We start from the raw sequence: 22990 nt of genomic DNA, 5'->3' as shown, positions 1-22990 counted from the left end.
CACACGCGCTCGCTTGGAGATACGAGGAACAGTTCACGACATGTCTCAGCCCCGGCTACTCGGTGGCCGCTACGAGCTCGACGGAGTCGTCGGGCGCGGTGGCATGGCCGAGGTCTTCCGCGCTCGCGACCTCCGCCTTGACCGCCTGGTGGCCGTTAAAACGCTCCGCTCCGACCTCGCGCGCGACCACACGTTCCAGGCCAGGTTCCGGCGTGAGGCGCAGTCAGCGGCCTCGTTGAACCACCCGTCGATCATCGCCGTGTACGACACCGGCGACGACGTCGTCGACGGCATATCGATCCCCTACATCATCATGGAGTACGTCGACGGGCGGACGCTCAAGGAGCTGCTCGACGACGACCGCCGGCTGCTGCCCGAGCGCACGCTGGAGATCACCGACGGCATCCTGCGGGCCCTGGAGTACAGCCACCGCAACGGCATCGTGCACCGCGACATCAAGCCGGCCAACGTGATGCTCACCCGGCAGGCCGAGGTCAAGGTGATGGACTTCGGCATCGCGCGGGCGATGAACGACTCGCAGGCCACGATGACGCAGACCTCCCAGGTCATCGGCACCGCGCAGTACCTGTCGCCGGAGCAGGCCCGCGGCGAGCGCGTGGACGCGCGCAGCGACATCTACTCGACCGGGTGCGTGCTCTACGAGCTGCTGACCGGCCGCCCCCCGTTCATCGGCGACTCCCCCGTCTCCATCGCCTACCAGCACGTCCGGGAGAACCCGATCCCGCCCTCGGATCTGGACCCGGAGGTCCCCGAGTGGATCGAGGCGATCGTGTTCCGGTCGATGGCCAAGGACCGGGAGCAGCGCTACCAGAGCGCCGCCGAGATGCGCGTCGACATCCAGCGCGGACTGCAGGGCATGCCCACCGAGGCCGGCACCATGGCCATCCCCCCGGCCGGTGCGACCACGACGCTGCCGCCGGTCCAGTCCCGGGATGACGACTACGACGATTACGACGACTACGACGACCGGCGCGGCGACGGCAGCAAGCGGGCACTGTGGGCCGTGCTGGCGGTCGCCGTCCTGGCCTCCCTGGTCTTCGTCGGATGGCTGTTCCTGCGGGACGGCGCCGAAGGCACGGTGATCCCCGAGGTCGCGGGGGGCACGGTGGAGGAGGCCGAGGCCGAGCTGGCGGAGGACGGCTTCACCAACACCACCACCGAGGAGCAGAACAGCGACGACGTCGAGGAGGGCACGGTCATCGACACCGATCCCCCGGGCGGCGAGACCGCGCTGACCGACCGGGAGATCACGATCCTGGTCTCCAGCGGCCCCGGTGAGGTGGAGGTGCCCGCGGTCGCGGGGTCGAGCCAGAACGAGGCGATCCAGACGCTGCAGGACGCCAACCTGAACTTCGGCGGGACCGAGACCCGGGAGAACGGCGACGTCGAGCCCGGGACGGTGCTGGCGACCGATCCCGAGGAGGGCTCCTCGGTGGAGCCCGGATCCGAGGTCACCCTGATCGTCGCCGAAGGGCCCAGCACGGTCGAGGTGCCCAACGTGGTCGGCCAGAACCGCGAGCAGGCCGAGGCCGCGCTCACCGAGCAGGACTTCACCCCCGACTTCACCGAGGAGGAGAACGCCGAGACCCCGCCGGGGACCGTGATCCGCCAGGACCCGGGCGCGGGACAGCAGGCCGAACCCGGCACCACGGTCAACGTGGTCCTGGCCGAGGCTCCGGAGCAGACGCAGTCGCCGGACCCGAGCGAGGACGACGACGGTGAGGACGACGGCGACGGCGACACCCCCGGCCCCGGCGACTTCCCGACCGGCTTCCCCTTCAGCCGTGACGGTGAAAACGACGCGAGCCGGCACGCCCGCGATTGAGGGGACGGCGGCTAACCTGAGAGGGGGCGTCACCCGGCTGACGCCAGATGGCGCCCCTTTTCGCTGGTCACGTCCTCGGCGTGCGCCACGACACCATTGAACCGTCCAGGCGACTCCTGGTGGGACCTAGACTGGGTTACTCACTCTGGAGAAGTCCGGCCCACTCGTTTTGGAGCAGCGACCGTGCCCAAGTCCCGCAACGATCGCAAGAAGAAGGCCGTCTACACTCCGCCGCCCACGTCGGAGAAGCCGAAGATCAGCCCGCGCTGGCTGGCGCCGGCGATGGTGGCGTTCGGTGTTCTGGGCATCTTGTGGATCGGGGTGTACTACCTCGCCGGTGGGATGGTTCCGTACATGCGGGATCTCGAAGACTGGAACCTGGCCATCGGGTTCGGCGGGATCATCATTGCCGTTATTTTGTCCACACGCTGGCACTGATCCGATTTTCCCTGCTCAGTAGGGGTTCCACAGACTTTATCCACAGCCGGTCACCTAGCTGTCCACATGGTTATCCACAGCCTGTGGGGAGTTCTGCTCGGCGTACCCGTTCGGTCTGATCGGCCGGTCGCTGACCGATGACCGACGGTCGGGCCCGCGCAAGGTCGGCTGCCGCAGTGCGCGCAAGCGTCGGCGGCGCAGCGGATCCGGGCCCCGGAAGCCCCGCCTCGCCCCGCGAGCGCAGCGATCAGAGCCCGACGGGAACCGAAGACGAGAGAGGGCCCGAAAGACCGCGTTCGGTCTTTCGGGCCCTTCCCCGTTCGCGTCCGGATCAGCCCATGAGCACGAACGTCCAGCCGACGACCGCCGCGGCCAGCAGCGCCGCGTACCCCAGCGTGACGCTGGCGTGCACGATCGTGCGGGTCTGTCTCCTGCGGTCGGACTGGCCGGCGCCGCGCGGCAGGTAGGCGTAGGCCGCGCTCAGGGCCAGCCCGGTCACCAGGCCGCCGATGTGCGCGGTCCAGGAGATGCCGGGGACCAGGAAGGTGATCAGCAGGTTGATCGCCAGCAGGCCGATGATGAAGCGGGTGTCCAGCCGCAGTCGGCGGCCGATCACGAAGATCGCGCCGAACAGCCCGAAGATGGCGCCCGACGCGCCGACCGAGAGCTGCAGCGGGTCGACGACGTAACTGAGCACCGAACCGCCGACGGCGCTGAGCACCCACAGGGCCAGGAACCGCGCATGGCCGAGCCAGCGCTCCAACTGCGGGCCGACCACGTACATCGCGAACCCGTTGAACAGCAGGTGCATCAGCCCGCCGTGCAGGAACGCGGCCGTCAGCAGGCGGTACCACGCGCCGTGGAAGACGCTCTGCCCGAACATGCCGAACTGCGAGGTGAGGAACGGGTTCACCTGCTGGGCCAGGAACCCCAGCAGCATGAGCCCGAGCAGGACCCACGTGACGTACGGGCGCTCGGTGACCCTGCCGCCGAACGCGGTGCGCGCCTCCCGCACCCCCCGGCTGCCCTCCGCGACGCATTCGACGCAGTGGAAGCCCACCGAGGCCTCGCGCATGCAGTCGGGGCAGATCGGCCGATCGCACCGGGTGCAACGGACATAGGTCTCGCGGTCGGGATGCCGGAAGCAGGTCGGGACCGCGTGGGCCTCCGACTCGGAGGGCTGGGGAGGCGGGGAGGCGCTCATGACCGTGCGGCCCTACTCGCGCTCGATCGAGACGGACTCGATGACGATGTCGTCGACCGGCTTGTCCAACTGGTCGGTCTGCACCGTGGCGATGCCGTCGACGACGTCGCGGCCCTCGACGACCTCACCGAAGATCGTGTGCTTGCCGTTGAGCCAGTTGGGCTCGACCACCGTGATGAAGAACTGCGAGCCGTTGGTGTTGGCGCCCGCGTTCGCCATGGCCAGCAGGTAGGGGCGGTCGAACTTCAGGGACGGGTGGATCTCGTCCTTGAAGCGGTAGCCGGGACCGCCGCGGCCGTTGCCCAGCGGGTCGCCGCCCTGGATCATGAAGTCCTTGATGACACGGTGGAAGATCGTGCCGTCGTAGAGCTTGGCGCTGGTGGTCTGGCCCGTGCGCGGGTCCACCCACTGCTTCGTGCCCTCGGCGAGGCCGATGAAGTTCTCCACCGTCTCGGGCGCCTCGTCGGGGAAGAGCTTGACGACGATCGCGCCCTTGTTGGTGTTCAGCCGCGCGAGCGGCTGACCGTTGGCGTCAGACACCTGGGTGCCCTTCTGTTGTGTGTGCTTACGGCTCCCACGTTACCGGCCCTGCTCCCGCCCGGGCCTGCCCCGCGGCACACCGGCGGCCGCCGCGTGTCATGACGTGAGCCGATTAACACCGAACACCTATATTGAGGTAACACGCCCATAACGGTGTCATCTCGGGCCCTGTGGCGCGGGCCCTGCGAATAGGTGCCGCGGGAACGGGCAGGGGGCCATCTAGCACTCTTAGGAACAAAGGAGGTCAACGTGTCGATCGCGTTGAAGCGCCGCAAGGCCAATGCGGAGACCGAGGCGGCACTGATCCGCCTTCAGGAGCTCGCCCGCGAGCAGGCCGAGCGGCTGGGCCCCTACGCGGAACAGGCCCGTGACAACGCAGCCCTGCGCCTCACCCAGGCCCGCGGCTGGACCGCCCCCCGCCTGGAGACGGCCGCCCAGCGGGTCGAGGACACCGTCGCGCCGCGCGTGGCCGACCTCCTGAACGCCGCGGCCCACAGGGTGGACCCGAAGCCCGCCAGGCGCTTCGGGCGGATCCCCCGCTCGGTGATCGTCATCGGCGTCGGCGCGCTCGGCGCCGCGGCCGTGTACGGCGCGCTGCGGGTGCGCCGGGTCTCCCAGGACGCCGAGTGGCAGGAGAACCTGGACAGCGCGCGCGAGCAGGTGCGCGAGACCAAGGACCAGCTCACGGCCAAGGCCAAGGAGACCAAGGGCAAGGTCAAGGGCGCGGCGCAGGAGACCGCCTCCGACACCAAGGAGGCCAAGGACATCGCCGCCAAGGGGACGAAGGAGTCCGCTCAGGAGCTGAACGGCCGCGTCAAGTAGCGGCCGCGGCACCGCACGAACGACGGCGGCGGCCCCGCGATCGATCGCGGGGCCGCCGCCGTCGTTCGGGGCGCGGGGAGCCTACCGGACCCCGCGCCGCTCGTTCTTGATCATGCGCCAGGTCAGCGGGTAGCGCCAGTTCGCGCCGAGCGCCGAGGCCAGGCCGGCGATCAGCGGCAGCACCATCCAGCCCAGGACCATGAAGAGGTACACGACGAGGCCGAGCCCGAGCGTGACGATCGCGATGACCGGCAGCAGGATGGAGAAGATCAGGAAGTTGAGCTGGTAGTTCAGCGCCTCCGTCGCCTGGCGGCGGACGTAGGGCGAGGTCCCGCCCTTGAGCAGCAGGACCACCAGCGGACCGAGCGCGAGGGTGAAGTAGCCCGAGAGGTGCCCGCCGAGCGCCCAGACGCGCTCCTCCTTGTCGGGCTCCGGCCCCCCGGCGGTGGGGACCGCCACGGAGGGCGCCGAGGTCCGGGGCCGATCGATGTTGAGGTCGCTGAGCAGCGGTTCGAGGTCGGCCCGCACCTTCGCGCCCATGGCGAGGTCGAGCCGCTCCTCGAACTCGTCGTGGTCGAGTTGCCCGTCGGCGTAGGCGTCCTTCAGCCGGTCGGCCACCGCGTCGCGGTCGGCGTGGGTGAGGCGCAGGTGGGCGTTTGCCGCGGGGGCGTTCGGGCGCGCCTTCGGCCCCGAAGACCAGGGCGGAGGGGACGGGTTGTACACAGCCACACTCACTCCTTGCCTCGTCACCGGTGACGGGCCCCTTCAATCGGGGCGGTCCGCGTGGTGCTCGAATCTCCATCATGCGCGATCTCGCCGTGCCGCGCATGAGGGACGGACCCTGAATCCACCCTGATTTCGAGCTCCGGCACGAAAAAAGCCGTCGGGCGTCATCCCGTGTGACGACCGCGGAGCCCCGTTCGTTCCCGGCGCGCCGGCCGGGCCCTCGCCCACTTCGGCCTTCAAACACTGCGGTAACGCCCGCAGGGCCGTCCGGAACGAGGAACGGGGATCCGAAGGGACCCCTGCCGGTAGCGCGTCCTCCCATGGAGGTCTCGAGAGGAGGCCCCGACATGCCCCCGCTGGCAAAGGCGTTGGGCGGGGACGCTTCCACGGCCTCTGAAGCGATCTCGAAGCGGGGGCTGCCGGAGCTCGGGCGGCGTCTCCAGATGCAGGCGCGCAGCACAGCGATTGTGCAACGGCCGCCCGCTCGATCGAGCGGGCGGCCGTCGGTGTCTCTGCTGACCTGCTTATTCGCTTGTGGAGCCAAGGGGAGTCGAACCCCTGACCTCCGGTATGCAAATCGTTTGAGCGGCAGTGGGCCACCTGCGGAGATGGGAACGGATAACCGGTGACCTGCACGGGGGCATCCCGCCGTTTCTCGCCCGTTCCCCGCGTTCCCCGCGACGGTGTGCACCGAATGTGCATCGCCCCCCGCTCCTCCCCTGCCGCCTATGGGATGAGGGAGGCGGCCGCGGCGGGCTACATTTCCACCCACGCTACGCCCCTTCCCGGCAACCGCGGCGGCGAGTAACCACGGTTTCCGGTCCGAGGTGCTCGATCGCGCCGAGTGCTCAGCCGCAGACGGTCAGGGTTGCGCGATCGAGTGCCTCGGGACCGAGAACGCCGGATAGTTGAGGGCGCATGATCGAGTCGGCGTGTGGCGCTTCGGTGTCCTGTCCGTGGGCGACGGCGCAACCCCGTGGGGCGGATGAGGTTCAGGCGATGCTCGCCTCTGCTGGCCCCGGCCGTCGGGCGCGCGCTCGGGACCGGGCGGCAGCCCGCAGCCCGAGCGAGGGGCCGGCGTGCCGGTGCGACGGCGCGAAGCGCCGTCGCCTTGATCTCACATAGCCCAATTCGGCAGTGATCACGTGTTGAGCTTCAAGAGGGCCTGCATGGTTTCAGATGGGGTGACGCAGCGGAACCCGGTGTCGTCGTCGAGCATCTCGGTTGATGCGTCGTTGAAGTTCGACGGCGTCGCCCGGAAGAACGGGCTTGTGAACGCGCTGCCCTTGAGTTCGTAGCGGCCTGGTTCGGACTCTGTGGAGCACCATTCCCAGATGTTGCCGCACATGTCGTAGACGCCGTACGGGCTCACTCCGCTGTGGTAGCGGCTGACGGGTGTTGTGCTGCGGAGCTGGCTCTCACGCACGTTGCACTTGGCCGGTGTGCGCTGGCTCCCCCATGGATAGACGTCGCCCCGGGTACCTCGTGCCGCCTTCTCCCATTGCCTGCTCGCCGGTAGGGACTTCGCGGCCCAGCTCGCGTAGGCTGCGGCGTCCTTCCAGGTGACGAATACGACCGGGTGGTCGTAGAGGTCGGCGGGAGGTGTGGCGTTCTCCCAGTGCTGCGGGGCGGGGTGGCCGGTTGCCGCGAGGAAGCGGGAGTAGTCGGCGTTGGTCGTCGGAAAGACGTCGATGTAGAACGCGGGGAGGTAGACCGACTCGTTGCCCTCGCCGGAGAGGTAGACCCCGGCCTCGACGAGGGTCATCAGCTTGCCGTCCACGGGGTGGCGCACCTGGTGCGGTTCGTTGAGGGACGGTGGAGCGGGCTCCTGTTTCGCCGCCTGCTCGGGATGCTCCTCACGCGCGGTCGCCGTTGCCGGGCCGACGAGGTTTTCGAACCGGGCCTGAACGTCGGCGCTTGATGCGGCCAAGGACGAGTCCAACGCCTGCTGGTTCACCGGGCGGGGGTGAATGTCCTCGCCGTTCTTCTCCCATTTTGACACCATTCGCTCGCTCACTCCGAGGTGGGCGGCGAACGCGCGGATGCTCATTCGCTTGGCCTCACGGAGCGCGCGGACCTCGCGCCCGGACCAGAGCTGAATGGTCGGTGCAGACATCGGTTCTCCTGGGGGTAAGGGAGACGTGTAAAGCCTTAGATCTGTTCCGCGGGGATCTCTTCGTACTCCTTGCGCAGGGAATCGAAGATCTCGTGGTCGGCGGGGAACTCGATGCCGTCGATGGCGGTGATGGGGCGCACGCCGACCGTTGTATTGGTTGCGAACGCCGCCTGCATTTGGTGCAGGTCGTGGAGGCTGACGGGGGCGGTCACCGTTTTCTCGTGAACCTGCTGCAGAAGACGCATCGTCACCCCGGGAAGGACCTCCGCGTCCGGCCAGACGACCTGTTCGCCATCGAAGAAGGCGATGTTCCAGGTGGCGCCTTCGGAAATGAAAGAGGCGGTGTCGATGAACACGGCATCGTCAAAGCCGTTGAGTTGGGCGTTGCGGCGGTGCCTGATCGCGCCGAACAGGCCGATGTGTTTCACCAACGGCATGTCGCGCGTGTAGACGGCCGACTGGGCCCGCATCGGGGCCGGCGGCCATGCCGCCGCTGATCGGGTGGTGACCAACACGTGCGGATCGGCCGAAACGCCGGGGTGCCCCAACTCAAGCGCGGGGTCGAATACGGTCACGCGCACGACGCATGATCCGGTCTGGTTCCCAACCGCGTGGCGGACGAGTTCGCGCGCTCGGTCCCTGTCGAGTCCTGCGCCGAAGACCTCGCGGCAGTCCTTGACGAGTCGGTCCATGTGGTGGGAAAGTCCGCGAATGTGCTGGTCGTCCACCCGCATGGATGTGAAGTGACCGTAGTTGACCAGCGCGAGCGTTTGAAGCTCACCGGCTGTGACCGGTACGCCGTTGAGTTCTGCCATGGCCCCAGTCTGGCATTGGCTCCGGTCCGCAAAAAGGCCCAAGTGCAGTGAAAGTTCAGCGCTGAGGCGGTATCAGGACATGGGAAAGGCCCTTGCTTCTCTTGGAACCTTGATGCATGAGTGATGCGCGAGCCGCTGAGAAGTGCCGGTCCTGCCGAGGACGAGGACGCAAGAGCGTGCGACCGCGCAAGGTTGTCGTGCTGCGCCCTAAACCGGGCGTGTCCTCCGGACTCCGTTCCATCCGGTGCCCCGTCTGCGCGGGGACCGGTGCGGCTGCCGCATGACGTCTGACAAGTGACCCCCGCGAGTGCTGCGAACACTCCGGGGGCGTGGTCCCAACCTGATCGAAGCAGGTGGAACGATGACAAGGCTAGTCTTTTCCCCTTCACGGCGGTACCGGCCCCGGCGTTCCTACGTCCGCCCCTACGTTCTCGTCCATGAGCGCCGCGTCCAGGAGCGCGAAGCCGCCGAACGGATGCGCCGCGAACAGCGGTACCGCGCTGTCCCTGCCGCGTTCGCTGTCCTTGGGGCAGCCGGATGAGCGGCGGGAACGATCCCCTGTTGAAGCTGCTCCGCAGGCGCTACGCCGAACGCTGGACGATCCGGCGCACCGAGCATCTCTGGATCGCCACCGCCGTCGACCGCGGCGCCGATCACGCACCCACGCTCATCGAGCCCGACGTTGACGCCTTCGTCCGCCAGCTCGAAGACCCGCCTCCACGGGCGGGCCGTGGCTCGCTGCTGTCGGCCCCGTGGATCGCGGAACGGCTCACCGATGTGGGAGACGGCGTGTTCTGGAACGACACTCCCCCGATGGCCTAGGAAGCCGCGCGGTCGGGTGCCTCGGTAACGGCCTTCCCACCGGCCGCGCTTCACGGGTGGTGACCTCGGCAGCGCACTGACCGAGGCCGGGGTCACCGCCCTCTCGATGCGCTTCCGCCTCCCCGGGGAGTCGTGTGCAGCAAGGTTGCACCCTGATCATGACAGGTCACGGCAACAGAAGTATGCTGCTTGACCAGACGAGTACTAGAGTCACCGGACGGTTGTCATGTCGAATCTGGAGTTCGCTCCTCCTAAATACGTGCAGATCGTCCAGGCGGTCCAAGAGCGCATCGAAGACGGCACTTACCCGGTGGGGGAGATGCTGCCCTCCGAGTCGCGCATGGTGCGCGAGTTCGGGGCCGGCCGCAGCACGGTGGTCCGGGCCTTGCAGATCCTCAGCATGCGTGGCTGGATCGAGCGCGAGCACGGGCGCGGCTCCTTCGTCAAGGGAGTGCCCGAGCAGTCGGCCGAACGCTCCCACGCGGGGGCGAGCGCCTTCGACGCGGCGGAGAACCCCAAGGGCAGCAGGATCACCGGCGTTGGGCGCGCGAGCACACCGGCGACGGTCGCGGACGCTCTGAAGCTGCCGGAGAACTCCCCGGCGATCATGCGGCAACGGGTCATCCTCGACGACGGCTCTCCGAGTGAACTCGTCACCCTGTGGTTCCCACTGGATGTGGCTTCGGGAACCGACCTCGCAGAAGAGCACGTCATCAGCATCGGAGTCAGGGAACACCTCCAGGCGGTCAAGCAGCTGCGCCCGGCGCGCATCTCCGAGCGCCTGTCGGCCCGGCTGGCCACGGAGCAGGAAAGGGAGCTTCTCCAGCTCGACTCGGGGACCCCGGTGCTCGGCGTCATCGCCAGCATTCTCGACGCCTCCGAGGGCGTCATCGCGGTCGCGGACGTCGTCCTCCCCGGTGACCTGCACGAACTGGAAGACAACTACCCGGCTTCCTGAGAAGACCCAAGAGAACTCCTCTTAATCACTTGTCCGAACAAGTTGGATCGGCTATTTTGTAATAACTCGACCGGACGAGTGGTCGATTAGTCGAATGTTGAGGAGTGTTCCGATGGCGATTCAGGGTGCGTTGCCGGTGGCGTTCGGGACGGTGTTCCCGGCGGGGGCGTATGCGCTGGGGGTTGAGGCGATCACCGATTTTGAGACCAAGCGGCCGCAGTTGGACAGGGACTCGGGGTTGCCGCTGTGGGCGGTGGATGTGATCGACGCCGATCCGGAGGCGCGGGGCAAGGCCAAGAGCGTGAAGGTCAAGGTTGCCGCCGAGGTCTGCCCGACGCTGCCCGATGAGGTTCCGGGGCTGCCGTTCCGACCCGTGGAGTTCGAGGGGATGGCGGTGATGCCCTATGTGGATGACAACGGGCGCCGTCCCCGGGTGGCCTACTCGCTGCGGGCGCGCGGGGTGAAGGCTCCCGGCGGCGCGGGGCGCAAGTCGGCTCCGGCTTCGGCTGCCGCGAAGGACGCGGCTTAGCTCCTGATGCAGACGGGGCGGCCTGGTGCTGCAACACCGTTGGCCGCCCCTTTCTCTCCCTCCAACTGCGAATCCTTTGGAAGAGGTGTGTCCAGGTTATGTCTGAACAGCCAGAACGCGTGACCGCCCGGGATGTGGCGGACTTCCTGTCCGAGGTCCTGGGCCGTTTCGGCGGGGCCTCGCCCACGACTGCGGCCGAGGATGTGGCGTTTTTCGAACGCAAGGCCGAGTTGCTGGGCCGCATCGCCGCCGAATCCGACGATCCGGAAACCCACGCGGTCGCCGAGAACGCGCGCGCCCAGCTTGAGGAGACTCGCGCCTTCTACGGCTTTGGCGGTGAGGTGTGATGCTGCGTTCCAGGAACGCCGGGGCCGCGGTGCAGCCCACCGCGCCGGTTCCGGCCCAGACCGTGCGGTTCTCCACCCCGGTGGTGGAGACCCCGGGGATTTTCGTCCTCGCCCGCTGGATCGCCCGGCTCGTGGGCCTGCTGGTGCGGCTACCGGTCCGCTTTCCCGTCGCGGTGGGCACGGCGGCCGTTTCGGTGGCGGTGTGGCACGCCTTCGGCTGGGTGGCGCTAGCCGTGGTCTGGACGGTCGCGGACGTGGGGCTGCTGGTGTGGTGGCGGCGCTGGCCGTCCTCGTTTCGGCGGCTGGTGGCGCTGCGGGCGCTGGCGGCCTGGCGGTGGGTGTGGGTGTATCGGCGGCACTGGCAACCGGTGCTGGTCGTGGCGGGGTTGGCGGAGTCCTACCAGGAGCGCCAGTACCTGCCGCGCATCCGGCGGGTGACCTGCTCTGCGTGGTCGGATCGGGTGCGGGTGCGCCTGGTGGCCGGCACCGCCCCGGCCGACGTGGAGCAGCGGGTCACGGAGTTGGCGCACGGCTTCGGCGCGCCGTCGTGCCGGGTGACGGTGAACGGGCCGCGGGATGTGGTGCTGGAGTTCCCGCGCTTCGACACCCTGGCCGAGCCGATCGGCGCTTTGCCGGTACCGCGCCATGTCGACTTGGCGGCACTGCCGGCCGGCAAGCGCGAGGACGGCGCACCGTGGCGGCTGCGGTTGCACGGCACCCATGTCCTGACGGTGGGGGTGACCGGGGCGGGGAAGGGTTCGGTGATCTGGTCGGCCGTGCGTGCGATGCTGCCCGCGATCGAGGACGGTACGGCGCAGGTGTGGGCGGTCGATCCCAAGCGGATGGAGCTGTCCTACGGCCGATCCCTGTTCGCCGAGTATGCCGACACCGGAGAAGCCGCGGTGGGCCTGCTCGAAGCGGCGGTCTCGATGATGCAGGACCGGGCCGCGCGCTACGCCGGTAAACAGCGCGTCCACACGCCCACCGAAGCGGATCCGTTCGTGGCCGTGGTGGTCGACGAGGTCGCGTTTGTGACCGCCTACCACCCCGACCGCGACATCCGCCGCCGCGCCGAGAACGCGCTGGCCACCCTCACCTCCCAAGGCCGCTCGGTCGGGGTGTCGGTGCTGGCCGCGCTGCAGGATCCGCGCAAGGAGGTGCTGAACCTGCGCAACCTCTTCCCCGACAAGATCGCGCTACGCCTGGACGAAGCAAGCCAGGTGGACATGGTGCTCGGCGACGGCGCACGCGAGAGGGGCGCCAACGCCCACCTGATCGACCCGGACCTCCCCGGCGTGGCCTTCGTCCGCCTGGAGGGCTCCCCGGCCCCGGTCCGCGTCCGGGCCGCGTTCGTCAGCGATGCCGACATCGACGCCATGGCGGGCGGCTGTGGGCGTGGCGGTGGTGCGGTCTAATGCGTGCTCTTTTGGGGCTGCCTGGGTCCTCTGGCCGCTCTGACGATGTCGCGGACTCCCAGTACCAGAGCTCCGCCGCCGAACACCAGAGCAAACAGCAGCGGCAGATGCGAGAGCGGCCAGTACATGACGAACATGAACGCCGCGCTCACGAACCAGACGGCAGCGGAGTAGGTATGGACCGCGCGGTAGAACTTCGGGGACACCGTGCGATAGAACTTCGGGGACATGGGCGCCTCCGTGGACTCGTGGGGTCGTCCGCCTGCGGGGTGAAGTGCTGATGCCCACCCCGACCGGCAAGACCACCCGCACCGAGCGCCTGGCCCAGCCGCTGGCGCGGGAGGTCGCCGAAACCATCGCGGCGGAGAAGGGCGTCTGCATCCGCCCGGTCTCTCTCCGACGCACCGACCTGGCCACCGGTGCCACCGAGATCATCGATGTGCCGTGCGGCTCCACGCTCGAATCCCGCTGCCCGGCGTGTGCGCGCCGTAAGCGCTCGATCCGGCGCACCCAGTGCGAAGAGGGCTGGCACCTCACCGAGGAACCCACCGTGGTTCCCGACGCCCCCTCCGAGGTGCAGCGGGCCTGGGTGGAGCAGCGCGCGATGGTGACCGCCGAACGCGACGCGCTGGCCTCCTCCGGCCGTGCCGATCTGGATGCATTGGCGGCGCTGGATGCGGCCATTGCCGACCTGGATGAGGAGATCACCGCATCCGGGCTGCGGGGCAGGGCCGCTGCCTCCCCGGATCCGGGCCCGTCCAAGCCGCGGCGGGTGCGCTCCACCCGCAGGCGCCAGGACGCTCCGGAGTTGCCGAAGCGGCCGATGGTGCGGCGCACCGTGGGCCAGGCCTTCCAAGACCCGGCCTCGGGCAAGGTGTTCCGTCCCTCGCTGTTCGTCACCCTGACCTGTGACAGCTACGGGCGGATGCGCTCTGATGGGACCCCGGTGGATCCCTCGGCGTATGACTACCGGCGGGCGGCGCGCGATGCGCTGCACTTCTCCAAGCTGATCGACCGGTTCGTGCAGAACCTGCGCCGGGTGGCCGGCTTCGAGGTGCAGTACTTCGCCGCCGTCGAACCCCAGCGCCGCCTGGCGCCGCACCTGCACATGGCCACCCGGGGCACCATCCCGCGCGCCGAGCTGCGCCAGATCGCGGCGGCCACCTACCACCAGGTGTGGTGGCCTCCAGCCGACGAGGTGGTCTACGACGGCGCGGATTTGCCGGTGTGGGACGAGGAGGCAAACACCTATGTCGACACGACGACCGGTGAACTCCTGCCCACCTGGGATGAGGCACTGGACGCCCTCGACGCCGAACCCGGACGCCGAACCGATGCACGTGGTGCGCTTCGGGCCGCAGGTCGACGCCAAGGGCGTGCTCGCGGGTTCGGCCGACGCGGACCGGTGCGTGCGCTACCTGGCCAAGTACCTGACCAAGGACATCGCCGACTGCCACACGATCAACACCGACGCCCAACAGCGCCACGTTGACCGGCTCGTGGAAGCGCTGCGGTTCGAACCCTGCTCGCCGCGCTGCGCCAACTGGCTCCGATACGGCATCCAACCCCAAGACGCCAAAGCGGGCCTGCGCCCCGGCTACTGCCGCTCCAAAGCCCACAAGCGCGAACACCTCGGCTACGCCGGACGCCGCGTGCTGGTCTCGCGCAAATGGTCCGGCAAGACCCTGGCCGACCACAAGGCCGACCGACTCGCCTGGGTCCTCGACGCCCTCGGCGTCGACCCCGACGCTGGCCCCGACGACGACACCGGGCAACCCGGCTCGCCGATCCGGCTGGCCGTGGCCGGTAACGACATCGCCTGGGAACTCGCCCGACCCACCGACCCCGACGTACCCCCACGCGAACACCGGCTCCTGCGCGCGGTGGGGGAGTCGCTCAAACGCCGCGCCCAACTCGACGCGGCACGGCAGACACAACAAACCGATCTTTCGGCAACCGGAGAGAGGGCGGCATGAACAGCGCGACCGTTCCCCGTGTCCTCGACAGCGGGCAGGAACACACCGTGCCGCAGCCGCGGCACATGCAGTCCCTGTGGTCGGTGCAGGATGCCGCCGCGTTCCTCGGCCTGCCCGTGAAGACGCCCTACCAGTGGCGGTATCTGGAGACCGGCCCCCCGTCACACCGCATCGGCCGTCACATCCGGTACGACCCCGCAGAAGTCCATTCCTGGGTCTTGCAACAGCCCTGACCGCGTGCCCGATGGAAAGGAGGCGCCCCGATGGCCAGGGCGTGGATCTACGACCGGACCAAGGACAAGGCCTACCGCGACGCGGTGGCCCGAGCGAAGAAGGCCAAGCGGACTCCTCCGGCTCGGTGGCAGGTCCGCTACTACGACCCCGCAGGGAAGATCCGAAGCGAGACGTTCGCCAAGAAACCGAAGGCGGAGAAGCGGCAAACCGAGATCGAGGGCCAGCTCGACACGGGAACCTTCCGGGATCCGGCTGCCGGAAAGGTGTCGGTCGCCGAGCTCGCGGAGAAGTGGTTGGCCGCACAGCACCATCTGAAGCGCTCGACCCGGCGCGACTACCGCGAACACCTGGATAACTACGTGCTCCCCGAGTGGGGGACGGTCCCGGTGAACCGGGTGCGGTTCGAAGCTGTGGCCGACTGGGTGAACCGGCTCGTCACGGAACCGGGCAAACGCGGGGGCAGACTGAGCGCGTCCTACGTCCGGAAGGTCTACTACACGCTGTTCCAGGTACTCGCCTGGGCCGTGAAGGCGAACCGGATCATGACGAATCCGGCCCTCGGTGTGAGCCTGCCGCTGATCGTGCCGACCGAGCACGTCTACCTTGACCATGTGCAGGTCGAAAAGCTCGCTTCCAAGGCGGGTGACTACCGGGTGCTGGTGCTGCTCCTGGCCTACACCGGGCTCCGCTGGGGCGAACTGTCGGCGCTGAAGGTCGGCCGGATCGACCTGCGGCGCAAGCGGATCCAGATCGTCGAGACCTACGGCCGCGAATCCGGCAAGCTCTACCTTGAAACGCCCAAGAACCACGAACAGCGCGCGGTGCCCATCCCAGCCTTCCTGGTGAAGGAGCTTCGCCCGCTGATCAAGGACAAGGACGGCGGCGGCCTCGTGTTCACCGCTCCCCAAGGCGGCCCGCTGTACTACGACAACTTCCGACGGCGGGTCTTCACTCCCGCGGTGGCGGGGGCCGGCCTCGCCGAGTTGAAGGTGACCGCGCACAAGCTCCGGCACACCGCGGCGTCCCTGGCGATCGCCTCCGGCGCGGACGTGAAGGTCGTACAGACCATGCTCGGGCACAAGACCGCGACCATGACCCTGGACACTTACGGACACCTGCCACCGGCATGTGCACTGAATGTGCAACGGCCGCCCGCTCGATCGAGCGGGCGGCCGTCGGTGTCTCTGCTGACCTGCTTATTCGCTTGTGGAGCCAAGGGGAGTCGAACCCCTGACCTCCGGTATGCAAAACCGGCGCTCTGCCATCTGAGCTATGGCCCCTCGACGGGTGTGCCGCACCTCGGCCGGGCGAGGACACGGACAACGAGAGCATACCGCCCCGGCGGACGGCGAAGTCCGCCGAACCGAGAGACCGGGGGCGCCGGACGCGCGCGGCGGCCGACGACAGGACCCCGGATCCCTCGCGGCACGACAGCGACCGACGGCACGTCGGGGACGTGCCGCGGCCGACTGCGTTGCTGAACCTAGTTGTCGCTGGCCGCCGTGGCTTCCGTCCACAGGTCGAGCTCGGCGCGGTCGGCCTGGATCTTGCGGTAGACGGCGAACGCCCCGAGGGCCACCAGCACCAGGACGATGATCTTCTTCACGGTGAGGACCCCTTACTTCCTTCACGGATCTTGATCAGAACTGACCGTGCAGCTCGGGGGTTCAGGGTCGCGGCCGGGCCGCCCTGCCCGTACGACCGAGCGTGCGGTGTCAGTAGGGAACTTTACGGGTTTGTCCCCAAGCAGACTAGCAACCCGAGAGGGTTCTTCCCCGGCCACTCGGGGTGTTTCCGCCCTCCGGTCCCCCGATGGCCGGAGGCGGACCGGCGAGCGCTCACGCGAGCAGGGCGAACCGCCTCAGCGCGACGAGCGTGGCGTCCGGGGCCGCCGCGGCGCCGGTGAGGCGCCGCCACACCTCCTGGCAGCGGGCGACGGCCTCCTCCGACTCCACGATCGCGCCGCCGTGCGTGGCGTCGACGAAGGCCAGCGCGCTCTCGCCCTCGTCGAACCCCAGGACCGCGAACGGGCCGGCGGCACCGGCGTGCAGCCCGACCGAGGTGGGCAGAAGCTGGACGGTGATCCGGTTGTCGGCCTCGGCGAGCTCGACGATGCGGCACAGTTGCGCGCGCAGCAGAGCGGGATCGGAGGCGATGCGGTGCAGGGCGTCCTCCTCGACCACCGCGTGGTAGCGCTCCAGGTTGTCGCGGTCGAGCACGTCCTGGCGCTTGAGGAAGGCGGCCACCATCCGCTCGACCGCGTGGGGGGAGCGCCCCTGGGAGCGGGCCAGCGCGGCGGTGTACTCCGGGGCCTGCAGGAGATCGGGAACGAGCATGCCGGTGTAGGTGTCGATGACCACGGCGCCGGCCTCGTTGCCGACGTAGGCCGAGGAGAGCACGTCCTCGTACTCGGTCCACCACGGCCGCAGCCGCGACTCGCGGACCAGTGTGAGGATCGCCTCACGCTGACCTCCCGTGACCCCGTACAGCTTGAGCAGCGCGGAGACCTCCATGACCGAGGGCCATTTGCGGATACCGGTCTCGATGTGCCCGAGTTTGGCGGGGGACCATTCGAGCTCGAAGGCGACGTCGCTGAGTGTCATTCCCGCTTGTACGCGCCGCCTGCGCAGCTCGGCGGAAAGACGTCGACGGCGGACTGTGGGGCTGGTCATGGCGTCATTTCCGTACACGCGGAGTACTGGTGCTGTGACACCAGAGAAGCACTCGACCTAGCCTCTAGCAATGAGTTTCTAGAAATCGGACGGCGAATCGCGGATTTTCGTCACCCGTGGACGCCGAAATGTGTTTCGTTGTACGCCTTCCGGGACGAAACGATATTAATGTTACGGATGGCCGCATTACGGGAGGCGGAATGGGGAAGGACGCGCGCGGCGGCCACGAGGGACCGGGAGCCGGAGCCGGGCGGCGCCTCCTCGGCGCCGCCGAAGCGGTGGCCGTCTACTGCGCGGTGGGCGCCGCGGCCCTGGGCGGCGCGGTGCTCATCTCGCTGCCCGTGCGATCGGTGCTGCGGCTCGGGGACGACGCGCAGTCCTGGACCGCCCCGCACGGGGCCGTGCACCTGCTCGTCCAGGTGGCGACGCTCGCCATCACGACGATCCTGCTCGGCGTCTACCTGCGCAGACGCCTGCGGCTGCGGATCCGCGACATCGGGCTGACCGCGAAGGTGCCGTGGCGGAAGGTGCTGCGCGGGCTGCTGGTCGGCGCGGGGCTGGGCGGCTGCGGCACGGCCCTCGCGTGGGCGGCGGGGGCCGCCGAGCCCACCGCCGCCGCAGCGGCACCGCGGGGAGTCGCGGGAGCGGTGCTGCTGGGGCTGGTGTACCTGGTGGCGTCACTGGCCAAGGGCGTCGGCGCGGAACTGCTCGCCCGCGGCTGGCTGCTGCACGCACTCGCCCGGCAGCTGGGCGTGCCCCTCGCGATCCTCGGCCAGGCGGTCCTCTTCGCCGCCTGGCGCCCGGGCGGCGGGCCGGCGTCGGCGCTCCACCCGGTCCTGCTGTTCGCCTTCGGCGTCTTCGCCGCCCTCTACGTGCTGTGGGACCGGACCCTGTGGGGTGCCTGCGCGCTGCACGGGGCCTTCGACGCCGTGGTGTTCCCCCTGGCGGCCGGCGGCCTCGGCCTGCGCGACGCCCAGGGCCGGCCCGACGCGGCCGCCGTCGCCGCGATCCCGGTGATCCTGATGGGGATCCTGGTGCTGACGGCACTCCTGCGCCGCCGGGGGCTGCCCGGCGGCGCCGAACGAGCCCGCGGCGGCCCCGGCCGGCCGTAGCGGCTAGTGCAGCAGCTTCAGGCCGACGATGCCGGCGATGATGAGGAGCAGGCAGAGGATCTTGGCGACGCTGACCGCCTCGCCCAACCAGAGCATGCCGACGACCGCGGTTCCGACCGCGCCGATGCCCACCCAGATCGCGTAGCCGGTGCCGACCGGGATCGAGCGCAGGGCCAGCGCCAGACCGCCCATGCTCAGGGTCAGGGTGATCAGGAAGGTGACCGTCGGCCACAACCGGGTGAAGCCCTTTGACGCCGCCAGCGCGGTCGCCCATGCGGTTTCGAGGAAGCCCGAGATGACGAGCAGAACCCAAGCCATTGTTTCGCCTCCGAATTCAGGGTCCGCGCCGTCTTGTCATGACCGGGTACGGTGCACCTCGTCCGGGGGCGGGCGCATGGTCGCGCCCTCTCTCGATCATAACCGTCCCGTGATCGGCGGGATTCCCGCCCCGCACCTCCCGCCGGCCCCCGCAGCGCGGGCCGGGCGCCGCGATCTGCGCCGGTCCGCGCGGGTCCGCCGCCGGACGACAGCGCGTACGATGCAGGATGGACGATCGGGGGACCGTCCCCGTGGCCACGCTAGGAAACCGATGAGCCAACCCATTGACGACGCAGAGAAGCTGATCGCAACAGCGGAGGAGGAGATCCCACCGCCCACGCGGTCGCGGCTGATCGCGAAACTGCGCACGGGGGTCCACATCGACGACGCAGCCCGCGACCTGGGCGTGAGCCCTCAACGCGTGTTCGCCGCCGCGCGCATCCTGAGCGCCTTCGGCGACCAGCTCGACGCCACCCTCACGGCCGAGCGCGATCCCGGTCTTCCGCACGGAACGGTCACCGGTTACAACAAGCGCTGCCGGTGCCCGCAATGCCGCGCGGCGGTGAACCGGCGCATCTGAGCCGCGTCGCCCGCCGGTCCACGGAATCCCACGTCAAAGCGGCCGCGTCGGCACGGAAACCCCGGTGGAGCGCTGAATTTACTCAGATTTCCCGGCCGATTGGCCGCCTTTGAGGCTTATTGATCTTGAAGCCGGGGAAATCGCTCAACATGAACGAGCGTGTGGACTGGGCCGCGATGAGCGACGAAGAGTTCATGGCGCTGGTGCGCCAGCTGATGGAAACACCGGTGGGGGTGGACTCCGAAGAGGAGTGACACCCCCGTCGTCCTGTCCCGGGAGGCCACAGGCCTTCCGCGGGTGAAGGCGTCCCCGGCCGCCGCGCCCCTCCTCGCGGCGCGGCGAGGCCGCCGCCTGCCCGCCGCCCCGGCGCCCGAGCCGTGAAAACCGGGTGCCGGCCCGCTCCGGTCGGCAGCACAATGAACGGCATGAGGCAGCAGATCACGGTGCAGCGGATCACCGTCTCGTGGCCGAAGGAGCGCCGCGGCGCCGAAGCGGCGAACGCACGCGCCGGACTGGCCGGGGCCTTCCCGCTGCCGCACGGGACCACCGGCGCCGGGCCGGTCCTGGTGCACCGGGTTCGGATGCGCGACGAGGACGGCTACCGCGTCGAGGAGACGTTCGACCCGTTCGCCGAGCGCGTGCCGCGCGAGTTCGGCCTGCGGTTCGAGGAGCACGACGGCCTGCTCGTCGTCCACCGCACCTCCGTCGACGACGCGTTCCCCCGACGGCGGCCGCGCGAACTGTTCCGGATCCACCCCGGCGCGTTCGCCCGCTACCGGGCGAACCACCGGTTCATCACCTCCTCGGGGCGCTGGTGGTACGCGCTGTGGACGTTCAACATCGGCTACGGCCCCCTGCCGGCCGGTGCTTTTGTCGACATGGAGTCGAGCACGCACGTCGACGAACAGGTTTCGCTCTACGGCGACGCCCGTCGCCGCCGCCGCGCGAAGCCGGACACGCGCTGACGAGACCGGAGGAGCGGCCAAGCGGACCGCCCTCGTGGCCTGCCCCGCCCCCTTCCCCTGTTTCGGTCCAGCCGAATCATGAGTCAGCAACCTGTAGATTTGTCGACATTTCGAGGAAGCGTCCAAGGTCCGCCACCTCCTTCTCCAGCTCCGTGAGGACCGCGGGGGCAAGCCGGGTGAACGGCTCCACGGCCACGGCACCGGCGCGCCGCTCCCGCCGCCACTTGGCGACCACCTCCCCGTCCACCAGGAGCACCGGGTGGACGACCCCGCCGCCCGCCTGGATCCGCCGGGCGTACCCGGGCGGCAGGACCAGGTCACGGCCGCGGTGCCCGAGCAGGTAGGTGTCGTAGGCGCCCAGGAGGCGGACCCGCGGCCCGCCGCCGACCGGTTCGCCGACCGGTTCACCATCGGCCTGGTCGGGGATCCGCGTCCCGCCGAGCATCCACGCGGCACCGGCCGAGGTCGCGACCTCGGCCAGCTCTCCCGAGACCGAATCCCAGCCCTGCCGCACCGCCCGGGCGGGCAACCCCGACCAGGCCCTGAAGTCGGCGGGCGTCGCGGGACCGTACGCGGCCAGATAACGGCGGACCAGCTCCGCCTGCGCGGACTCCGGACTGCGCGGCTCCCAGGGCCCGACCCAGTCGCGCAGCAGCACGTAAGTGGGTTCCTCGTCCTCCCGCTCCGGTCCCCGGCAAATCACGCCGCGCATCGCGGCGAACGCGACCATGTGCGCGGGCGCCTGCCCTTCGGTCTCGATCGGAACCCCCTCCGCGGCGAGCTCGGCCACCAACTCCGCCCGGGACAGCGCGCGGCCCCCGGCAAGGACGTCCCGGATCGCCGCCAGCCCTCGCTCGGCGGTGCAGTCGTCGATGCCGAGTTCGAGCCTGCGGCGCCGACCGCGTGCGGAGTACACGGGGCCCAGCAGGTCGACCAGCCAGCCGACGTCAGCGGCGGCGACCATGTGCAGAGTCCCGCGCATGGCCCACGTGCAGACCACCGAGCGCTCCCGCGCCACGGCCCCTCGCACGTCGCCCGCCGTGAGCCCCGCCGTCCGGGCGCGTACCGCCAGGCGCACGGCCCGCACGTCCTGGGCCTGTAGACCGGCCGCTCCGAGCACCGCCCGGCCGGCGTCCTCGGCCGGGGGGCCGGTCAGCATCTGCGCCCGCAGGCGCATCACGCGCAGGTGGTGGTCGGTGAGCACTGTGGACATGGATGTGTTCCCCTTCGCGGACGAGTCCGGTCAGGTCCACACACTGCCGCAATCGGCGGCGTTTGGAAACGAGGGGGGCGGGCAGTGGAAGGGCCGATGAGCGCATCGGGCGAGGTACACCGCAGCGACCTCAACGAACCGGGAATCACCCGGCGGCGGTGCGGCCGCGGTTTCCGTTACTTCGACCCCGAAGGGCGGCCGCTGCGCGAGGAGGAACGCGCCCGCGTCAAGGCGCTGGTGGTCCCACCGGCCTGGCGGAACGTGTGGATCTCACCGCACCCGGGCGGCCACATCCAGGCCACCGGCACCGACTCCGCAGGTCGGCTCCAGTACCTCTACCACCCTGACTGGCGCGCCCAGCGCGACCGGGAGAAGTACGACAAGGTCCTGGTCTTCTCCGAATGGCTGCCCAAGATCCGCGAGATCGCGCACTTCCACCTCCGCGAGCGGCGCTTCAGCCGCGACCGCGTCCTGAGTGCCGCCCTGCGCCTCATCGACCTCGGGTTCTTCCGCTCGGGTGGTGAGAGCTACGCGGAGAACAACGAGACGTACGGGTTGGCGACCCTGCTCAGGGAGCACGTCAGCTGTTCGCGCAACCGCGTGACGTTCCACTACCCGGCAAAGGGCGGCAAGCGGCGTGAGGTCGAACTACTGGAGGAGGACGTGTGCCGGCTCGTCGCCGGGCTCAAGAGGCGGAAGGGCGGCGGCGAGGAGTTGCTCGCCTACCGCGTCGGCGAGGGATGGCACGATGTCACCACCGACGACATCAACGCCTACCTGCAGGAACTCACCGGCGAGGAGTACACGGCCAAGGACTTCCGGACCTGGCACGCCACCGTGCTCGCCGCCGTGGGCCTGGCCGTCTCGACCAAGGCGGCGCAGAGCCGGACGGGGGAGAACCGCGCGGAAGCCCGGGTGGCCCAGGAGGTCGCCGAGTACCTGGGCAACACCCCCGCGGTCGCCCGCGCCTCCTACATCGATCCGCGGCTCTTCACCCTGTACGAGGAAGGGATCACCATCGCCCCGCGACTCGGCAAGATCGGCGCCGAAGCCGAGTACGGAGAACTGTCGACGCAGGGCGACATCGAAGACGCCGTCCGGAAGATGCTCCGGGAGAACTGAAAAAGGCGCAAAAAAAGAGGGGGGCGGGGCCGGCCAGACGATGCCTGGCCAACCCCGCCCCCTCTGCAAGAAAATGCGGCGGCGTCCTACTCTCCCACCCCACACCATGGAGGCAGTACCATCGGCGCTGGGAGGCTTAACGACCGGGTTCGGAATGGGACCGGGTGTGACCCTCCCGCCATCACCACCGCAAACCCCACACCCCAACAACCACAAACCA

General features: G+C 69.4%; 23 protein-coding genes, 1 tRNA gene, 1 rRNA gene, 2 pseudogenes and 1 riboswitch. Of the genes and pseudogenes, 15 read left to right on the top strand and 12 right to left on the bottom strand.

What is annotated here, in order from left to right; all coding sequences use genetic code 11:
- Positions 1-40 precede the first annotated feature (40 nt).
- Positions 41-1846, top strand: a complete 1806-nt coding sequence (gene pknB, locus HDA32_RS29330) for a Stk1 family PASTA domain-containing Ser/Thr kinase (RefSeq protein ID WP_179646225.1) — start codon at positions 41-43, stop codon at positions 1844-1846.
- A 183-nt stretch (positions 1847-2029) separates the two neighbouring features.
- Positions 2030-2284, top strand: a complete 255-nt coding sequence (locus tag HDA32_RS29325; RefSeq protein WP_179646224.1) for a cell division protein CrgA — start codon at positions 2030-2032, stop codon at positions 2282-2284.
- A 331-nt stretch (positions 2285-2615) separates the two neighbouring features.
- Here the strand turns inward: HDA32_RS29325 and HDA32_RS29320 are convergent, their stop codons facing one another.
- Positions 2616-3488, bottom strand: a complete 873-nt coding sequence (locus HDA32_RS29320) for a rhomboid family intramembrane serine protease (protein ID WP_179646223.1) — start codon at positions 3486-3488, stop codon at positions 2616-2618.
- Between the two features lie 12 nt (positions 3489-3500).
- Positions 3501-4028, bottom strand: coding sequence for a peptidylprolyl isomerase (locus tag HDA32_RS29315; protein WP_179646222.1), 528 nt, complete (start codon positions 4026-4028; stop codon positions 3501-3503).
- Between the two features lie 249 nt (positions 4029-4277).
- Here HDA32_RS29315 and HDA32_RS29310 point away from each other — a divergent pair, with 249 nt between their 5' ends.
- Positions 4278-4850, top strand: coding sequence for a hypothetical protein (locus HDA32_RS29310; protein WP_179646221.1), 573 nt, complete (start codon positions 4278-4280; stop codon positions 4848-4850).
- An 81-nt stretch (positions 4851-4931) separates the two neighbouring features.
- Here HDA32_RS29310 and HDA32_RS29305 read toward each other — a convergent pair whose 3' ends face one another.
- The 3 genes from HDA32_RS29305 to HDA32_RS29295 all read right to left on the bottom strand — a co-directional run bounded on the left by HDA32_RS29305 (position 4932) and on the right by HDA32_RS29295 (position 8507).
- On the bottom strand, positions 4932-5579 hold the full coding sequence (locus HDA32_RS29305) for a DUF1707 and DUF4870 domain-containing protein (RefSeq protein ID WP_312863378.1): 648 nt from the start codon (positions 5577-5579) through the stop codon (positions 4932-4934).
- Positions 5580-6717: 1138 nt separating this feature from the next.
- Entirely contained in the window at positions 6718-7692 is a 975-nt protein-coding gene (locus HDA32_RS29300) for an SUMF1/EgtB/PvdO family nonheme iron enzyme (protein ID WP_179646220.1), read from the bottom strand.
- A 35-nt stretch (positions 7693-7727) separates the two neighbouring features.
- Entirely contained in the window at positions 7728-8507 is a 780-nt protein-coding gene (locus HDA32_RS29295; RefSeq protein WP_179646219.1) for an aminotransferase class IV family protein, read from the bottom strand.
- A gap of 561 nt (positions 8508-9068) precedes the next feature.
- Between HDA32_RS29295 and HDA32_RS29290 the strand changes: the two genes are divergently transcribed.
- The 5 genes from HDA32_RS29290 (at position 9069) to HDA32_RS29270 (ending at position 12578) form a co-directional block, all read left to right on the top strand.
- On the top strand, positions 9069-9329 hold the full coding sequence (locus HDA32_RS29290) for a hypothetical protein (RefSeq protein ID WP_312863377.1): 261 nt from the start codon (positions 9069-9071) through the stop codon (positions 9327-9329).
- A 226-nt stretch (positions 9330-9555) separates the two neighbouring features.
- Complete coding sequence (locus tag HDA32_RS29285; protein ID WP_179646217.1) at positions 9556-10287, top strand: GntR family transcriptional regulator; 732 nt, start codon at positions 9556-9558, stop codon at positions 10285-10287.
- 112 nt (positions 10288-10399) lie between these two features.
- On the top strand, positions 10400-10816 hold the full coding sequence (locus tag HDA32_RS29280; RefSeq protein ID WP_179646216.1) for a plasmid replication, integration and excision activator: 417 nt from the start codon (positions 10400-10402) through the stop codon (positions 10814-10816).
- A gap of 98 nt (positions 10817-10914) precedes the next feature.
- Positions 10915-11163, top strand: a complete 249-nt coding sequence (locus HDA32_RS29275; RefSeq protein WP_179646215.1) for a hypothetical protein — start codon at positions 10915-10917, stop codon at positions 11161-11163.
- A complete protein-coding gene (locus HDA32_RS29270) occupies positions 11163-12578 on the top strand; it encodes a cell division protein FtsK (protein ID WP_179646214.1) in 1416 nt (471 codons plus the stop codon). Before HDA32_RS29275 ends, HDA32_RS29270 begins: the two co-directional genes overlap by 1 nt.
- Here the strand turns inward: HDA32_RS29270 and HDA32_RS29265 are convergent.
- Positions 12575-12808, bottom strand: a complete 234-nt coding sequence (locus tag HDA32_RS29265; RefSeq protein WP_179646213.1) for a hypothetical protein — start codon at positions 12806-12808, stop codon at positions 12575-12577. The genes HDA32_RS29270 and HDA32_RS29265 overlap by 4 nt on opposite strands.
- A 50-nt stretch (positions 12809-12858) precedes the next feature.
- Here HDA32_RS29265 and HDA32_RS29260 point away from each other — a divergent pair.
- From HDA32_RS29260 to HDA32_RS31975, 3 genes and pseudogenes are all read left to right on the top strand, one after another.
- A pseudogene (locus tag HDA32_RS29260) lies at positions 12859-14554 on the top strand (replication initiator).
- Complete coding sequence (locus HDA32_RS29255; protein ID WP_312863376.1) at positions 14551-14787, top strand: helix-turn-helix transcriptional regulator; 237 nt, start codon at positions 14551-14553, stop codon at positions 14785-14787. The pseudogene HDA32_RS29260 and the gene HDA32_RS29255 overlap by 4 nt, the downstream one beginning before the upstream one ends.
- A gap of 30 nt (positions 14788-14817) precedes the next feature.
- Positions 14818-15894 (top strand): annotated as a pseudogene (locus HDA32_RS31975) (tyrosine-type recombinase/integrase); the annotation flags it as partial.
- Positions 15895-15995: 101 nt separating this feature from the next.
- Here the strand turns inward: HDA32_RS31975 and HDA32_RS29245 are convergent.
- The 3 genes from HDA32_RS29245 to HDA32_RS29240 all read right to left on the bottom strand — a co-directional run bounded on the left by HDA32_RS29245 (position 15996) and on the right by HDA32_RS29240 (position 17391).
- Positions 15996-16068, bottom strand: a tRNA-Ala gene (locus tag HDA32_RS29245).
- A gap of 203 nt (positions 16069-16271) precedes the next feature.
- A complete protein-coding gene (locus HDA32_RS30380) occupies positions 16272-16394 on the bottom strand; it encodes a DLW-39 family protein (RefSeq protein ID WP_285761418.1) in 123 nt (40 codons plus the stop codon).
- Between the two features lie 232 nt (positions 16395-16626).
- Positions 16627-17391 (bottom strand): helix-turn-helix domain-containing protein, encoded by a 765-nt coding sequence (locus tag HDA32_RS29240; RefSeq protein ID WP_246335340.1) that lies wholly within the window; start codon positions 17389-17391, stop codon positions 16627-16629.
- Between the two features lie 269 nt (positions 17392-17660).
- Here HDA32_RS29240 and HDA32_RS31640 point away from each other — a divergent pair, with 269 nt between their 5' ends.
- On the top strand, positions 17661-18572 hold the full coding sequence (locus HDA32_RS31640; RefSeq protein WP_179646211.1) for a CPBP family intramembrane glutamic endopeptidase: 912 nt from the start codon (positions 17661-17663) through the stop codon (positions 18570-18572).
- A 3-nt stretch (positions 18573-18575) separates the two neighbouring features.
- On the opposite strand, the gene HDA32_RS29230 is transcribed toward HDA32_RS31640, so the two are convergent.
- A complete protein-coding gene (locus HDA32_RS29230) occupies positions 18576-18890 on the bottom strand; it encodes a DMT family transporter (RefSeq protein ID WP_179646210.1) in 315 nt (104 codons plus the stop codon).
- Between the two features lie 22 nt (positions 18891-18912).
- A riboswitch (guanidine-III (ykkC-III) riboswitch) is annotated at positions 18913-18982 on the bottom strand.
- 179 nt (positions 18983-19161) lie between these two features.
- Between HDA32_RS29230 and HDA32_RS29225 the strand changes: the two genes are divergently transcribed.
- Both HDA32_RS29225 and HDA32_RS29220 read left to right on the top strand, forming a co-directional pair.
- On the top strand, positions 19162-19470 hold the full coding sequence (locus HDA32_RS29225; RefSeq protein ID WP_179646209.1) for a hypothetical protein: 309 nt from the start codon (positions 19162-19164) through the stop codon (positions 19468-19470).
- A 425-nt stretch (positions 19471-19895) separates the two neighbouring features.
- Positions 19896-20435, top strand: coding sequence for a hypothetical protein (locus tag HDA32_RS29220; RefSeq protein WP_179646208.1), 540 nt, complete (start codon positions 19896-19898; stop codon positions 20433-20435).
- A 76-nt stretch (positions 20436-20511) separates the two neighbouring features.
- On the opposite strand, the gene HDA32_RS29215 is transcribed toward HDA32_RS29220, so the two are convergent.
- On the bottom strand, positions 20512-21648 hold the full coding sequence (locus HDA32_RS29215; protein WP_179646207.1) for a winged helix DNA-binding domain-containing protein: 1137 nt from the start codon (positions 21646-21648) through the stop codon (positions 20512-20514).
- 96 nt (positions 21649-21744) lie between these two features.
- On the opposite strand from HDA32_RS29215, the gene HDA32_RS29210 reads away from it, so the two are divergent.
- On the top strand, positions 21745-22770 hold the full coding sequence (locus HDA32_RS29210) for a DNA topoisomerase IB (protein ID WP_179646206.1): 1026 nt from the start codon (positions 21745-21747) through the stop codon (positions 22768-22770).
- 73 nt (positions 22771-22843) lie between these two features.
- Here the strand turns inward: HDA32_RS29210 and rrf are convergent.
- Positions 22844-22962, bottom strand: a 5S ribosomal RNA gene (gene rrf, locus HDA32_RS29205).
- Positions 22963-22990: the final 28 nt, after the last annotated feature.

This window comes from Spinactinospora alkalitolerans (assembly GCF_013408795.1).
Classification (GTDB): Bacteria; Actinomycetota; Actinomycetes; order Streptosporangiales; family Streptosporangiaceae; genus Spinactinospora; species Spinactinospora alkalitolerans.
This window is presented reverse-complemented; position numbering and strand designations above follow the sequence as displayed.